Origin of the sequence: Leifsonia xyli subsp. cynodontis, from assembly GCF_050632205.1 — a bacterium.
In the GTDB taxonomy this organism is placed as follows: Bacteria; Actinomycetota; Actinomycetes; order Actinomycetales; family Microbacteriaceae; genus Leifsonia; species Leifsonia xyli_D.
The window spans coordinates 3341916-3356690 of the sequence record NZ_CP192578.1 but is presented as its reverse complement, the minus strand read 5'-3'; the positions used below and the strand labels follow the sequence as shown (position 1 = coordinate 3356690).

The following is a 14775-nucleotide window of genomic DNA, read 5'->3' as shown; positions in this document are numbered from 1 at the left end:
AAGCGACCTGAACATGTGGATAACTGCTCCGCGGCTAGAGTCGTGGACATGATCGACCGCTCCCCCTCGAACCCAGCCGCGACGCACGACATCGTGATCGTCGGGGGCGGCCACAACGGGCTCACCGCCGCCGCCTACCTCGCCCGCGCCGGCAAGTCCGTCATCCTGCTCGAGCGGCTCGACGACGTCGGCGGCGCGGCCGTCAGCGCGCAGGCGTTCGCCGGCGTCGAGGCGCGTCTCTCGCGCTACTCCTACCTGGTGAGCCTCCTCCCGCAGCGCATCATCGACGACCTGGGCCTGCACATCCAGCTGGCCCGCCGCCGCTACTCCTCCTATACGCCGGTCCCCGGGGACCCGGACGGCGCCGGACTCCTGATCGACAACACCGACGAGACCGCGACGGCCGCATCCTTCGCCCGCATCGGCGCGACCGACGACGCGGAAGGGTTCGACTCCGTCTACCGCAGCACCGGCGAGCTGGCACGCGCCCTCTGGCCGACCGTCACCGAGCCGCTGCTCACGCGCTCCGAGGCGAAGGCCCTCGTCGGGGACGAGGAGCTGTGGAATGCGCTGATCGAACGCCCGATCGGCGAGTTCATCGAGTCGCGGGTGCAGAGCGACCTCGTGCGCGGCGTCGTCGCGACGGACGCCCTGATCGGCACCTTCGCCAGCGTCTCCGACCCGTCTCTCGCGCAGAACCGCTGCTTCCTCTATCACGTGATCGGCCAGGGCACCGGCGAATGGGACGTCCCTGTCGGCGGCATGGGCGCGGTCACCGGCGAGCTCGCCCGCGTCGCGCGCGAGGCCGGCGCCCGGATCGTCACCGGCGCCGAGGTCACCCGTATCGACCCGGACGGGACCGTGGAGTACATCCGGAACGGCCACGAGCGACGGGTCGAGGGATCGACCGTGCTCGTCAACGTCGCGCCGGATGTGCTCGACGGCCTGCTGGGCGAATCGCCCGAGCCGCCGCGCCCGAGGGCCGAAGGCGCCCAGGTCAAGGTGAACCTGCTGCTGGAGCGCCTGCCCCGTCTGCGCGACGACGCCATCGACCCGGCTGCGGCCTTCGGCGGCACCTTCCACATCAACGAGACCTACCGCCAGCTGGAGGACGCGTACTCGGGCATGACCCGCGGTGTCATGCCCGAACTGCTCCCGTGCGAGATCTACTGCCACACCCTGGCGGACCCGAGCATCCTCGACCCCGAGCTGGCCCAGTCCGGCGCGCAGACGATCACCGTGTTCGGCCTGCACACGCCCGACCGCTGGCTCACCGACGAGAACAACGACGCGACGCGGCAGCGGCTTCAGGATGCGGTGCTCGCGTCCCTCGACTCGGTCCTCGCCGAGCCTGTCGAGAGCCTCCTGCTGACGGATGCCGACGGCCGGCCGTGCATCGAGACCAAGACGACGCGCGACCTCGAGCAGGCGCTCAACATGCCTGGCGGCAACATCTTCCACGGCCCGCTCTCGTGGCCGTTCGCCGAGGACGACGAACCGCTCGCCACACCGGCCGAGCGCTGGGGCGTCGCGACGCGTCATCCGCGCATCCTGCTCTGCGGCTCCGGGGCCCGCCGCGGCGGTGCCGTCAGCGGGCTCGGCGGCCACAATGCGGCCATGGCCGTGCTGGAAGGCTGAAAGCATCCGAAGCATCCCTCTGCCGATTCGGCGGCGGCATGACTAGTGTGAGCATCACCAGAGGTTGAGCCGACGGAGGTGCACGATGATGCCGCAGCCGACAGGACGACTGGTCCGCAAGGATGACGGGGTCTACCTCGTCCTGGACCGGATGTTCAAAGCGCCGATCGAACAGGTCTGGACCTACTTCGGCCGGTCGCCGAGGCTCGCCGAATGGCTGGGCGAGTTCACCGGTTCGGGCGCGACCGGGGCGGTGAAGTTCCGGCTCACGGCCGACGGTGGCGAGGCCGAGTGGCAGGACGTCACGGTGATGGAGTGCGCTGCCCCGCATCGGCTGCATGCCGACGTCGGGCCCGCCGGATCGTCGCACCGGATGTTCGCCCACCTGACCGAGTCGAGCGGGCACACCACGGTGACCGTCGGACGACGCCTGCGCTCGGTCGTGGAGGAGGCCGACGCCGGCCCGCGCTGGGACTACTACCTCGACCGGCTCGTCGCCGCGCACGACCACAAGCCGCTCCCCGAGTGGAGCAACTATGTCCCGGCGATGACGGAGCACTACCGGACGCTGTGCCGGGAGCTCGATCGTGACCTGCGGTCCGAGACCGCTGCTGCCCGGTCCGCGGGAGGCAGCTGACCTTCTCAGTGCCAGCGGTGGTCCTGCACCGACATCCGCGGGCCCCGCCGCTGGAACCGGAACCCGCTCGCGAAGATGAGCCGCACCACGCGCTGCTGGTGACCCGCCCAGGGCTCCAGCAGCTCGAGCATCCCGTCGTCGTCGACCCGGCGGCCGGTCAGCGCCTCGCCCACCTGGTGGGCCAGATGGTAGTCGCCGACGCTGACGAGATCAGGATGCGCGTGGGAGCGCTGCAGGGTCTCGGCGGCCGTCCACAACCCGACCCCGGGAATCGTCTGCAGCGCCGACTCAGCGGCGGAGAGCGTCTCGGCGCCCTCGACCGCCCGCTCCAGCGACGGCGCGACCGCGAGCACCGCCTGCACGGCGCGTGCCCGGCGTGGATCGACCCCTGCGCGATGCCACTCCCACGACTGGATGCCGCGCCACTGCTGAAGAGTCGGGGTGACCCGCATCCCCTCGGGCGCCGGTCCGGGAGCGGGCTCGCCGTACCAGCGCAGCAGCCGCGCCCACGAGCGGTACGCCTCCAGGCTCGTCACCCGCTGCTCGATGATCGCCGGGATCAGCGCTTCGAGCATCCTTCCGGTGCGGGCCAGCCGCAGGCCCGGGTTCCGGCGGCGGCTGTCACGGAGCAGAGGATGGCCGTCCACGTCGAGCTCCGACCAGTCGTCACCATGGCCGAGCAGCGCGGGAACCGCCTCGATGGCCCACGCGGCTCCCGGGCCCCACGCAGCCGCCCCGACCGAGCCATCCGCTGCCGGACGCTGGATGCGCAGGGTCGCCGGCCCGGCGGGCGTGCGCCACGTGCGCCACATCCCGCGCAGGTCCCACACCGTGGTCGGGTCGTACGGACCACGACCGAGGAGACCGAGAGTGCCCGGCAGGTCGAGCCGTTCCGCCGGCCGGTAGACGGTCTCCGCATCCGGCGGCGTGCCCGGCCCGGAGGCGCGGGGCACGGGCAGGACGGCGGTCATGCAGGAATGCTACGTCACCCGTCTGACGGTGGGATGCGCGCCGGGGGCTACCCGCACGTCGGTGGTCTCCCCTACATTTCCTCCCATGGGAATCGAACTCGACACGAACGCTGTCGCGCGCCTGCGCGACAGCGTCACCGGAACGGTCTACGTCCGCGGCGATGAGGGGCTCGCCGCCGAGGTCTCCTGCTTCAACCCCGCGATCCGCCACGACCCCGACATCGTGGTCGCCGTCGCCGGCGAGGACGACGTCGTGGAGGCCGTGCGCTTCGCGCGCGAGGCCGGCCTCCCGGTCCGCGTGCAGGCCACCGGCCACGGAGCGGAATCCCCGATCTCCGGCGGCATGATCGTCTCGACCCGGGGGCTGGACGGGTTGTCCGTCGACCCGGCGACCGGCCTGGCGCGCATCGGCGCCGGGCTCCGCTGGGCGCCTGTGATCATCGCGGCCGCTGAGCACGGACTGGCGCCGATCACCGGCTCCTCCACAAGCGTCGGCGCCGTCGGCTACACGCTGGGTGGCGGGATCGGCCCGCTGGCGCGCCGGTACGGCTTCACCGCCGACTGGGTGCGCGCCTTCCGCGTCGCCACAGCCGACGGACGGATCGTCACGGCCGACCGCGACACCAACGAAGACCTGTTCTGGGGGCTGCGCGGCGGCAAGGGCGGCCTCGGCGTCGTGACGGAGATGACGCTCGAGCTCGTGCCGTTGCGCTCCCTCTACGGCGGCAGCGTCTTCTTCGACGGCGGCGCCATCGAACCCGCACTGCGCGCCTGGATCGACTGGTCGGCCGAGCTGCCCGACGAGGCGACCACGTCCATCGCCCTGCTGAACGTGCCCGATATGGACGGCCCGCCGCCGCCCCTCCGCGGCCGCACCGTGCTGAGCGTGCGGTTCGCGTACCCCGGTGACCCGGAGGAAGGCGAACGGCTGTTCGCGCCCATCCGCGCCGCAGCCCCGGTGTATCTCGACTTCGTGGGCGAGATGCCGACGACCGCGATGGCCAGCATCCACAACGACCCGGAGGAGGGCGGGCCCACCTGGATCCGCGGGTTCATGCTCGACACGTTCGATCAGGATGCGGGCGACGTGATCCTCGAACTGGCCGGTCCCGGCTCTGGCGCGCCGTTCCTCGCGGTGGAGATCCGTCAGATCGGCGGAGCGACCGCCCGCGACACCGACGACGGCACAGCCGTCGGCGGCCGCGACAGCGGGTACACCCTCTCGCTGCTCGCCGCCGACCCGTCGACGTTCGCCGAGGCGGCCCCGGCCCGGGCGCTCGCGATCGCGGAGGCGCTGCGGGACCGCATCTCGGTCGTGACGAACGTCAACTTCGCCGGTGATCTCGCAGACGCGGCGGCCTTCGAGAAGGTCTGGCCACCGGCGGTATCCGAGCGACTGGCCAGCGCGCGAGCGGAGTGGGATCCCGAGCGGGTGTTCGCCTTCGGCCCCTCCTGAGCGCGGGACTCAGTCCGTCACTCGCTCCAGACGCTCGGCGCCTCGGCGCGGGTCGAGGAAGCGCCGCGTCGGCTCCCCACTCGACCAGCCACTCGGGCACGGTGACATCCGTCGGCGACGGGCCCACCGCCTCCAACAGCTCATCGATCGTGACGACGCCGCCCCGGCGTTTGAGGAAGCGACCGCGGATGAACGCCTGCGTGTAGATCTCACCGTCGACGGTGAACCGCTGCTCGACGTACACCGCCTTGTCGTCGAAGCCGAGGATGCGCGACTCCACGACGAACGGCTGCCACAGCTCGAGCGACTTGCGGAAGGAGATCGTCTCCGACGCGACCACGGGGTACCAGCCCCGGCTCTTGAAGATCGCCCAGACGCCGTTGCGCTGCAGCAGGTCGAACCGTCCGATGTCGGCGATCGACAGGTACACGCCGTTGTTCATGTGCTTCAGGATGTCGAGGTCGGTCGGGAGGACGCGGAACTTCGTGCGCGCCACATCCCAATGCCCGAGCCGTCGCCCGAACCGGGAGATGATCGCGTGAAGCATCGTCCGGAAGATCATGTGCACGCCGTCATGTTAGTGATCCGCCGAGGGATCGGCGCATTCGTTGTGCGGCTCCTCCAACAGTGCTCCGGACACCGCGGAACGCGATTGTCCGTTCCACGACAGCCCCGGGCGGACGGGGGTCGGCGATTCAGCGCGGGAGCGGGACTTCGAGGATGCTGACGCCTGCGGGCGGCGCCGAGAGCGCCTGGTCGAGCTCGCCCTTGGTCTGCGCGACGCCGTAGTGCCAGCCGTACGCAGAGGCGAGCGCCCCGAGGTCCACCGTCTGCGGCGTGTAGAGGACACGGTCGAACGAGAGAGCGGATGCGGTCCCGGCGACCTCCAGCCCGTCGAAGATCGTCCCTCCCCCGTCGTTGCCCACGACGACCTGGAGGTGCGGACGCGCCTCGCCGACGCCGAACAGCAGCGAGCCGACGTCGTGGAGCAGCGCGAGGTCGCCGAGCAGGACGCGCGTGACCCCGGTCGGCGACGCGGACCCGGGGGCCTCGGCGGGCCGCTGACTCGCGAGCGCGATGCCCGTCGCCGTCGCGATCGTGCCGTCGATGCCCGCCAGCCCGCGGTTGGCGTGCACGGAGATCTTCTTGCCCGGGACCGTGCGATCCACATCCCGGATCAGGCGGGAGGCGCCCAGGACGAGCCGGTCGTGGGGCCAGGTGTAGCGCCAGAGGGCTTCGGCGAGCAGCGTCCGCGTGATCGGGGCGCGTACGGCGGCCAGCTCGGTGGACGCGAACGCGAGAGCGTCGGCCGGGTCGAACGATCGGGCCTTCTCGACGTCCGGTGCGACAGCAGCGGCCCCGGATGCGCGCTCCGCCTCCTCGAGGAGCCGACGGCTGGCGAACACCCAGCGGCCGACCCATCCCCGCACCTCCGGCGAGCGGACGTCGATGGACGCATCCGCTCGCACTCCGCCGACGATCCGTGCACGATGCGCCGGGTTGTACGCCTGCGCGCCGGTCGGGGCGACCACCAGGACCTCGATATCGTCGCGAGCCAGGAGCACGGGTACCTCGCGGCTCAGCGTCGGGTGGCCGAACACGATCGCGCGTTCGACCGCGCCGCCGAAGGCCTCCTCGCGCAGCAGTTCGCGGTACGCGACCACGAGGTTGGGGCCGAAGTGGGCTCCGCTCGAGACCTCCGCCAGCAGCGGCAACCCGGCTTCGCGCGCGAACTCCTCGGCGCGGGGCCCGGAGTCCGCTCCGGCGACGACGACGGTGCGAGCCTCCCCTCCGACCGTGACGACATCGCGACCGAGCGCCGAGGGGTCCGCGGTCGGAGGCAGTTCGCCCGCAAGTGCTTCGGGCAGCTCGGGCACCGCGACCGAGAGCGGCTCCCGAAAGGCGACATTGAGGTGCACGGGACCCGGATCGGCCGTGTCCGCGCCGACGGCTGCGCGCACGGCCGCTTCGGCGAGCGCGCTCGCCCCCTCCGGCTCGCTCTCGTCGCCCGCGGGCGCTTCGACGTCGACGGACCAGCGGACCGCGGCCGCATAGAGACCGTCCTGCTGGGTCGTCTGGTTTGCGCGGATGCCACGCAGCTCCTCAGGACGGTCGCCGGTGAGGACGATGAGGGGGATGCCGGCTTCGTGCGCTTCCAGCACGGCCGGGTGCAGGTTGGCCGTCGCGGTGCCGCTGGTCGTGATCACGACCGCCGGGGCGCTGGTCTCGCGCGCCAGCCCGAGGGCGAGGAAGCCGCCCGAGCGTTCGTCGATCCGCACGTGAAGTCGCGCGGACCCGGACCGCTCCAGTTCCGCGGCCACCAGTGCAAGGGCCTGCGATCGCGAGCCGGGGCTGACGACGAGATCGCGGACGCCGTTGCGCACGAGCGCACTCAGGAGGGCCAGCGAGAAGTCCGTTGCCGGGTTGCCCGTGCGGAGGTCGAGCTCGACGGGCGCAGCGGTGCCCGTCTCGGGGGAATCGCCCGCGTGCGGGCGGTCACCCATCCCGGCGGCCGGTCTGATCGTTGTCCGGACCGTTGTCGTCCAGTTCGGCGAGCTCCTTCTCGAGCTGTCGGATGCGCTCCTCCTGGTCGCGGTCCATCCGCAGTTTGCCGAGGAACTCGGGGTCGTCATCCGGAGCGGTCACGCGGCGGACTCCGTCGGCTCGACGCCGGCCGCGGCCGATGAGAAACCAGAGGATTCCGCCGATGAGGGGGAACAGGATGACGACGAGCAGCCACAGGGGCTTGGGAAGGCCACGCACGCGCGAACGGTCGAACAGGGCGCAGTCTGCCACCGAATAGATGTAGAACACCACGGCTGCGACGCCGAGGGCTATCCAGAGGCGAACCATAGCCCAATCGTAACTCTCAGAGACGGTCTCTAAGCTGGGAGGGTGAAGCGGATTCCCTCTTGGATCACCTACACCGTGCTGCGCCTCCTGGTGTTCGCGGTGCCGCTCGTGATCCTGCTTCTGCTGGGCCTCGTCTGGTGGCTGGCCGTCATCGCCGCCGCCCTGATCGGGCTCTGCCTGTCGTACATCTTCCTGAGCCGCCCGCGCAACGCGGTGTCGTCCGACCTGTACGCCGCCCGGCACCGCGAGAAGCCGTCACGGTCGGAGGACGACGAGGTCGAGGATGCCGCCGTCGAGACGCGCACCGAAGCGGGCGACCGCGATCAGAACGCGTAGGCGACGCCCAGCGCGATGCCCACGAGCAGGCCGGTGATGCTCGTCAGCTGAAGGGCCGTCACGAGTTCCCGGGGCGAGCGCCCGAAGAGCGTGATGACGCAGGCCGGGATCGCCGCCAGCAGCGCGAACATCCCGAACCACGCCAGCGGGTAGAACCACGCCAGCACGCCGAGGATGACGAACGGCACCAGCAGCAGGACGCAGAACACGATGCGCGACGCCACGCGCCCAAGCAGCACCGCGAGGGTGCGCTTGCGGGCGCGGCGGTCGGGCTCGATGTCGCGGATGTTGTTGACCATGAGCACCGCGCAGGCGATGAGGCCGGCGATCACTCCGCCGTACCAGGCCTCCTGGTTGACGGTGTCCGCGAGCATGTAGGTGGTGCCGACGGTCGCGACGAGCCCGAAGAACACGAAGACGAAGACTTCGCCGAGACCGTAGTAACCGTAGGGGCGCCGCCCGCCGGTGTAGAACCACGCGGCCGCGATCGCCGCGGCGCCGATCAGGAGGACCCACCAGTGCTGCGTGAGGATGACGAGGATCAGCCCGGCGACGGCCGCCAGGCCGAAGAAGGTCAGGGCAACGGTCAGGACCGCCCGCGGCGCCGCCTTGCCGGAGCCGGTGAGGCGTCCGGGGCCCACTCGGAACTCGTCCGTCCCGCGTACGCCGTCCGAGTAGTCGTTGGCGTAGTTCACCGCGATCTGCAGGAGCACGGCGACGGCCAGGCATAGCAGAGACCGGATCGGGTGCCAGACGCCCGGGCCCTCGGCGACCTTCGCCGCCCCGACGCCGATGAGCACCGGCGCGACGGCGAGCGGGAGGGTGCGGAGTCGCGCTCCGGCGATCCAGTCGGCCGTCGCTGCGGGCTTGACCGCCGCCGCGGCCGCCCCCGGGCGTCCGCTGCGACCCCCGCGCGGTCCGCGCGCCATGGGTGGCGCCATGCGCTGCATGCGTGGCTTGTTCTGACTCATCACAGAGCGAATCGTAACAACATCCGCTAAGCCCCTTCGTCGCCGTCGCCGTCGCCGTCGCCGTCGCCGACGTCACCGGCGTCGTCCGCGGCGAGCGCCGCCACGGCGACCCGGTCCGGCTTCCCGCTCGCCAGCCGCGGCATGCGCTCCAGTTCGACCACACGGTCCGGCGCCGCAGCCCGGCCCAACCGGCCGGCGACGGCCCGGCGCAGCTCGGCCAGGGGTAGCCGCGCAGCGCCCTCCGTCGCGACCACCGGGACCTCCCCCACTCGGGATGCCGCGCGCCCACCACGACCGCCTGTTCGAAGCCGGGGACCTCGTGCACCGTGCGCTCCACGGCATCCAGCAGCACCTTCTCCCCTCCCGAGATGATGACGTTGTCCGATCGGCCGAATACGCTCACGCGCCCCTCCGCGGAAACCTCTCCGAGGTCGCCGGTGCGGTACCACCGCACCCCATCGGCTTCGTGGAGCGCCCTCGCCGTCCGTTCCGGATCGCCGAGGTAGCCCTCCGCAAGGACCGGCCCGGAGATCTCCAGCTGGCCGTCGGACGCACGCACGAGAGTCGTACCGATCGGGACGCCGTCGTAGACGCATCCACCCGCCGTCTCGCTGGAACCGTACGTCGCCGTGACGCGCGCCCCGAGGCGTTCCGCTCGGTCGCGCAACGACGGCGACAACGCCTGGCCTCCGACGAGGATCCCGTCGAATCGGCGCAGGGCCGCGGCGACCCGGCGGGAGCCGCCCTCCGCGCGCTCGACCAGCCGCGCCAGCTGCGCCGGCACGAGCGACGTGTAGCGCAGGTCGTGATCAAGGCGATCCGCCGCGTCCGCGAACCGCTCCGCGTCGAAGTGCCCTTCGCCGTACTGCACGGGCTCGGTCTCCGCCGCCAGCGACCGGATCAGCACCTGCGCACCGGCGACGTAATGCGCCGGCAGGGCGAGCAGCCACTGCCCCTGTCCGCCCAGCGCCCCCGCCGATGCGGCCGCGCTGGCCAGCAGCGCGTCCGCCGACAGAGCCACCCTCTTGGGCACGCCCGTGGATCCGGACGTCTCGATGACCAGCGCGACGTTCTGCGCCACCCGCTCAGCCTCGGGCCGTCGGCCCTCGCCCTCGGCGGAACCGGCCCCGGAGCCCAGGCCGGTGCCCGGCGCCCGCGGCGCCGCTCGCGGGAGCACCGCGTCGCCCCCACCCGTCAGCGCGTCGCGAAGCGCCGCGAAAACCTCCTCCGGTTGCGACGCGTCGACCACGCGCAGGATCCGCGTCATGACACGGCCGCTCAGTACTGCCAGGGGAACGGCGACCAGTCCGGTTCCCTCTTCTGCAGGAAGGCATCGCGCCCTTCGACCGCCTCGTCCGTCCCGTACGCCAGCCGGGTAGCCTCCCCCGCGAACACCTGCTGCCCCACGAGTCCGTCGTCGACCGCGTTGAACGCGAACTTCAGCATCCGGATGGCCGTCGGCGACTTCGTGAGGATCTCGTTCGCCCACTCCAGCGCCACCGTCTCCAGCTCGGCGTGAGGGACCACCGCGTTGACCGCGCCCACCTCGTAGGCCCGCTGCGCGGAGTACTCGCGGGCGAGGAAGAAGACCTCGCGCCCGACCTTCTGCCCCACTTGCCGCGCGAAGTAGGCCGAGCCGTATCCGGCGTCGAACGACCCGACGTCGGCATCCGTCTGCTTGAACCGGCCGTGCTCCTCGCTTGCGATGGTCAGATCGCAGACGACATGGAGCGAGTGGCCCCCTCCGGCGGCCCACCCCGGCACGACCGCGATCACCACCTTCGGCATGAAGCGGATGAGCCTCTGGACCTCGAGGATGTGCAGCCGGCCGCCGCGGGCCGCATCGATCCCGGATGCCGTCTCGCCCTCCGCGTACTTGTAGCCGTCGCGGCCGCGGATGCGCTGGTCTCCGCCCGAGCAGAACGCCCACCCGCCGTCCTTCGGGCTCGGACCATTGCCGGTCAGCAGCACCACGCCGATGCGCGGGTTGGTGCGCGCATCCTCCAACGCCGCGTAGAGCTCGTCGACCGTGTGCGGGCGGAAGGCGTTCCGCACCTCCGGCCGATCGAACGCCACGCGGGCGATGCGACCGGTCACGTCGTGGTGGTACGTGATGTCGGTGAGGCCGCCGAAGCCCGGCACCTCGCGCCACGTCTCGGGGTCGAAAAGTTCTGACACATCCGCTTGCATGGGACCAAGCCTACGGTTCGCCGTGGCCGCCGGACCGGGCCATGCAAGACTTGTGGAATGGTTCCGGAAATCGCCGACCTGTTAGCAACAGCGCGCATCGTCGCTCTGCCGATGACAACGCGCTTCCGGGGCATCACGGTCCGCGAGGCCGTGCTGTTCGAGGGTCCGCATGGGTGGACGGAGTTCTCGCCGTTCGCGGAGTACGACGACACCGAGGCCGCCACCTGGCTGCACGCTGCGATCGACTTCGGCTGGCGCCCCACCCCACCGGCGTTGCGCGACCGCATCCCCGTCAACGCCACTGTTCCGGCGGTCCCGGCCGACGAGGTGACTCCCGTGCTCGCGCGCTACCCGGGTGCCCGGACGGCGAAGGTCAAGGTGGCGGAGCCCGGTCAGACGCTCGCGGACGATGTCGCCCGCGTCCGGGCCGTGCGAGACGCACTCGGCGCAGAAGGCCGTATCCGCATCGACGCGAACACCCTCTGGAACCTCGACGAGGCCGAGCACGCGGTGCATGCCCTGGCACCTTTCGATCTCGAGTACGTCGAGCAGCCGTGCGCGACGGTCGAAGAACTGGCCGAACTCCGGCGCCGCATCCGGTACATGGGCATCCCTGTCGCCGCGGACGAGAGCGTGCGGAAAGCCTCCGATCCGCTCGCCGTGGCGAAGGCGGGAGCGGCAGACATCCTCGTGGTCAAGGCTCAGCCGCTGGGAGGGGTGCACAGGGCTCAGCGGATCGTGGCGGAGGCCGGCCTGCCGGCGGTCGTGTCCAGTGCGATCGACACTTCCATAGGGATCGCGATGGGTGCGCACCTCGCCGCCGCATTGCCGGAGCTCGACTTCGACTGCGGCCTGGGAACGGTCGCCATGTTCGTCCACGACGTCGCCGATGAACCGTTGATGCCGCACGATGGCAGCATCCCGGTCACCCGCCCCACGGTCTCGTCGCGGCGGGTGGATGCGCTCAGCGCCGACGCCGACCGCGCCGAATGGTGGCTCGACCGGCTCCGACGGTGTCACCGCATCCTGGAGCACGACGCCGCTCTGTGAAGCGCATCAGGCGTACAGCCGCTCCGGCACGTCCAGTCCGTAGATGGCACGACCCGAGTTCCAGATGACGGCGCATGCGGCGCGCAGCAGGTCGACCTCGTCGGACCCCTCGGACACGATCCGTACGTCGTTGCCGTCGATCGCGACCGCCGCATTGCGGACGCTCACGGCCCCGTTGCGGGCCGTCCGGATCTCCGGATAGGGCTCGGTGAGGCCGCGCAGGTCGCGGAGGATGTACGTCGGGCGCGAGTCGGCGTCCGCCGAAAGCAGCTGCTTTCCCGTGTCGATCCCGGTCAGCACCAGGACGGAGTCGATGCCCGCCCGGTTCGCGCCGAGCACATCCGTATCCAGCCGGTCGCCGATGAACAGAGGCTTGCGGGCTCCGAAACGCGCGACCGCCTCGTCGAAGATCGCCCGCTCCGGCTTGCCCGCGACGAGCGGCAGCCGGCCGACAGCGGTGTGCACCGCCGAGACGAGGGTGCCGTTCCCCGGGGCGATGCCGCGAGCGACGGGAATCGTCCAGTCCGTGTTCGTCGCGATCCACGGCCGCTCGGCGTCCGTGCGCCCCTGCAGCGCGAACGAGGCCTCCGCGAGCTCTGCCCAACCGAGCTCCGGGGAGAATCCCTGGATCACCGCGGCCGGCCCGTCCTCGGCGGATCGGGTCACCGTGAACCCGGCCTTCTGCACCTCATCCACCAGTCCGTCCCCGCCGACGACGAGGATGCTGGAACCGGCGGGAACGTGCTGGGCCAGCAGGCGAACGGCGGCCTGGGGCGACGTGACGACATCGGACGGTTGGACATGCAGGCCGAGCTCGGTGAGGTGGCTCGCCACGGTCGCATCCGTCCTGGACGCGTTGTTGGTGATGTAGCCGACGCGGATGCTGTCGGCCACGCCGTTCAGGCTCTCTACGGCGAAGGGGATGGGGTCCGCGCCCTTGTAGACGACGCCGTCGAGGTCCGCCAGCACGAGGTCGACGCCGTCAAGTGGCGTCGCGCCCTCACTGCTCCGTCGAAACAGGGCCATCGTTCGGCTCGTCCTTCCCGTCGTCCGTCCCCTCGCCTGTCGCCGGTTCCGGCGCTTCGTCGGAGGAGTCGATGACGATGTCCTCTTCGATGATGTCGACCGTCTCGTGCTCGTCGAGAGCGTGCGCCACATCCAGCGCAGCCTCTGCGCGTTCTGCGCGCTCGCGCCACTGACGGGCCTGCGCCTCCCGCCCGAGCTCCTCGAGGACCTCCGCGTACGCGTGGAACAGGTCCGCACTGTAGCTGAACGCCCGGTCGGGGTCGAGCTGGGGGATCTCGAGCTCGGCGAGTGCGGCCTCTGGCTGCCCCAGGTCCAGGCGGGCTCCCGACATGGCGATCGCCAGGGAGACCTGGACGTCGACCGGAAGCGTCGAGCGGTCGACCGAGCGCCCCAGCTCGAGCGCACGATCCGGCCGGCCCACCCCGCGCTCGCTGTCGACCATCAGGGGAAGCTGGTCATTGGAACCGGAGATCCGCCGGTACGTGCGCAGCTCACGCAGCGCCAGAGCGAAGTCGCCTGTGGCGTAGGCGGTGATCGCGAGCGTCTCGCGGACCACGGCGACCCGCCCGGCTCGGCGAGACGCCGACACGGCATGCTCGTGTGCAAGTTGCGGATCGGATTCGATCAGCCGGCCGGCCATGACGAGGTGCTTGGCCACCCAGTCGGCGTTGTCCTTGCTCAGGGTCTTGAGCTCGACGCGCGCCTCGCCGGGCAGGTCGCGTGCCTGGACGTCGTCCGGGATGATCGGGTCGTCGTGCCGGGGCCGAACCGACTGGAGTTCACGCGAACGCTGCTCGTTCTCGTCGTACTGCCTGCGCTCGTCCCGAGCGTCGCGGTCCCCGCGCGCGGGAGCTCCGTTGCGCGTCCAGAGCTTCTCGTCACGGCCGCTGCGCTGACCGCCGTCGCGCCGAGCACCGCCGTCGCGACCGCGCGGAGCTCCTCCACGCCTGTCGTCACGGAAGCCGCCCTGCTTGCGGTCGGCGCTCCCAGGGCCGAACCGCCGCTCGCCCGAGCCGCTCCGCTCGGCGCCGCGGTATCCACCCGACGACCGCTCACCCGAACGACCGTCCCGCTCGCCGCCGCGGTATCCTCCCGGAGCCCGCTCGCCCGAACGACCGTCCCGCGATCCTGCGGATGGGCGGAACCCTCCTCGCTCGGTGGAACGCGACGCGCCGTGCTGCTGCGAACCGGCCGAGCGGTGGCCGCTTCCGCGACGCGAGCCGGAGCGATCGGCGTCGCCGCTGGGGCGGTAGCCGTCCTGGGAACGCCGCGGGCGGTCGCCACTGTTGCGACGGCCCTCGCTTCCGCGCTCGCCCTCGCGATCGCCGCGCCACTGCCCGCGACCGCTGCCGGATGCGGATCGGTTACGCGATGCGCCGCCACCCCCGTGCGGACGGCCACTCGACTGGGGGCGGCCGCTCGACTGCGGGCGCCCGCGACGGCCGTCGTCGTCACCCGGACGGCGCTGGCCGTCTCCGGACCGGCCGGGACGTCCCGGCTGCTGCCGGCCCTCGGACCGCTCGTTGCGAGGGTTCTCGTCGGACGGGGTGTCGCTCACGGGTGCTCCTGTCGATTACACGGGGTCGGGCCCAGCCTATGCTTTGCGCCGCCAGCGACCCCGTTAACGCGAAATGGCCACCCATCACT

At 71.4% G+C, this 14775-nt stretch carries 13 protein-coding genes and 2 pseudogenes; 5 read left to right on the top strand and 10 right to left on the bottom strand.

Features of this window, described 5'->3' with window-relative positions; translation table 11 throughout:
* Positions 1-48 precede the first annotated feature (48 nt).
* Positions 49-1638, top strand: coding sequence for a phytoene desaturase family protein (locus tag ACQ86M_RS16820; protein WP_431246248.1), 1590 nt, complete (start codon positions 49-51; stop codon positions 1636-1638).
* Between the two features lie 88 nt (positions 1639-1726).
* Positions 1727-2275, top strand: coding sequence for an SRPBCC domain-containing protein (locus tag ACQ86M_RS16815; RefSeq protein WP_431246247.1), 549 nt, complete (start codon positions 1727-1729; stop codon positions 2273-2275).
* Between the two features lie 5 nt (positions 2276-2280).
* On the opposite strand, the gene ACQ86M_RS16810 is transcribed toward ACQ86M_RS16815, so the two are convergent.
* A complete protein-coding gene (locus ACQ86M_RS16810) occupies positions 2281-3246 on the bottom strand; it encodes a DNA-3-methyladenine glycosylase family protein (protein ID WP_431246246.1) in 966 nt (321 codons plus the stop codon).
* Between the two features lie 85 nt (positions 3247-3331).
* On the opposite strand from ACQ86M_RS16810, the gene ACQ86M_RS16805 reads away from it, so the two are divergent.
* The gene (locus ACQ86M_RS16805; protein WP_431246245.1) at positions 3332-4702 is read left to right on the top strand and encodes an FAD-binding oxidoreductase; all 1371 of its coding nucleotides are present in this window, start codon (positions 3332-3334) and stop codon (positions 4700-4702) included.
* Positions 4703-4838: 136 nt separating this feature from the next.
* Here the strand turns inward: ACQ86M_RS16805 and ACQ86M_RS16800 are convergent.
* From ACQ86M_RS16800 to ACQ86M_RS16790, 3 genes and pseudogenes are all read right to left on the bottom strand, one after another.
* Positions 4839-5144, bottom strand: a pseudogene (locus ACQ86M_RS16800) (thioesterase family protein); the annotation flags it as partial.
* Positions 5145-5397: 253 nt separating this feature from the next.
* Complete coding sequence (gene menD, locus ACQ86M_RS16795) at positions 5398-7206, bottom strand: 2-succinyl-5-enolpyruvyl-6-hydroxy-3-cyclohexene-1-carboxylic-acid synthase (RefSeq protein WP_431246244.1); 1809 nt, start codon at positions 7204-7206, stop codon at positions 5398-5400.
* Positions 7199-7555 (bottom strand): PLD nuclease N-terminal domain-containing protein, encoded by a 357-nt coding sequence (locus tag ACQ86M_RS16790; protein WP_431219731.1) that lies wholly within the window; start codon positions 7553-7555, stop codon positions 7199-7201. Before ACQ86M_RS16790 ends, menD begins: the two co-directional genes overlap by 8 nt.
* A gap of 42 nt (positions 7556-7597) precedes the next feature.
* On the opposite strand from ACQ86M_RS16790, the gene ACQ86M_RS16785 reads away from it, so the two are divergent.
* Positions 7598-7891 carry a DUF4229 domain-containing protein gene (locus ACQ86M_RS16785; protein ID WP_431219730.1) on the top strand — a complete coding sequence of 98 codons (294 nt, stop codon included), beginning with the start codon at positions 7598-7600 and terminating at the stop codon, positions 7889-7891.
* Here the strand turns inward: ACQ86M_RS16785 and ACQ86M_RS16780 are convergent.
* From ACQ86M_RS16780 to ACQ86M_RS16765, 4 genes and pseudogenes are all read right to left on the bottom strand, one after another.
* Positions 7879-8862 carry a 1,4-dihydroxy-2-naphthoate polyprenyltransferase gene (locus ACQ86M_RS16780; protein ID WP_431246243.1) on the bottom strand — a complete coding sequence of 328 codons (984 nt, stop codon included), beginning with the start codon at positions 8860-8862 and terminating at the stop codon, positions 7879-7881. The genes ACQ86M_RS16785 and ACQ86M_RS16780 overlap by 13 nt on opposite strands.
* A gap of 26 nt (positions 8863-8888) precedes the next feature.
* A complete protein-coding gene (locus tag ACQ86M_RS16775) occupies positions 8889-9116 on the bottom strand; it encodes a hypothetical protein (protein WP_431246242.1) in 228 nt (75 codons plus the stop codon).
* 386 nt (positions 9117-9502) lie between these two features.
* Positions 9503-10129 (bottom strand): annotated as a pseudogene (locus tag ACQ86M_RS16770) (AMP-binding protein); the annotation flags it as partial.
* Between the two features lie 11 nt (positions 10130-10140).
* Entirely contained in the window at positions 10141-11052 is a 912-nt protein-coding gene (locus ACQ86M_RS16765) for a 1,4-dihydroxy-2-naphthoyl-CoA synthase (protein ID WP_431219727.1), read from the bottom strand.
* Positions 11053-11109: 57 nt separating this feature from the next.
* On the opposite strand from ACQ86M_RS16765, the gene ACQ86M_RS16760 reads away from it, so the two are divergent.
* Positions 11110-12102, top strand: coding sequence for an o-succinylbenzoate synthase (locus tag ACQ86M_RS16760; protein ID WP_431246241.1), 993 nt, complete (start codon positions 11110-11112; stop codon positions 12100-12102).
* A 6-nt stretch (positions 12103-12108) separates the two neighbouring features.
* Here ACQ86M_RS16760 and ACQ86M_RS16755 read toward each other — a convergent pair whose 3' ends face one another.
* Together ACQ86M_RS16755 and ACQ86M_RS16750 are read right to left on the bottom strand one after the other, a co-directional pair.
* Positions 12109-13128 (bottom strand): HAD-IIA family hydrolase, encoded by a 1020-nt coding sequence (locus ACQ86M_RS16755; RefSeq protein ID WP_431246240.1) that lies wholly within the window; start codon positions 13126-13128, stop codon positions 12109-12111.
* Positions 13103-14686: a hypothetical protein gene (locus ACQ86M_RS16750; RefSeq protein ID WP_431246239.1), complete on the bottom strand. Its 1584-nt coding sequence runs from the start codon at positions 14684-14686 to the stop codon at positions 13103-13105. The genes ACQ86M_RS16755 and ACQ86M_RS16750 overlap by 26 nt, the downstream gene beginning before the upstream one ends.
* Positions 14687-14775 lie beyond the last annotated feature (89 nt).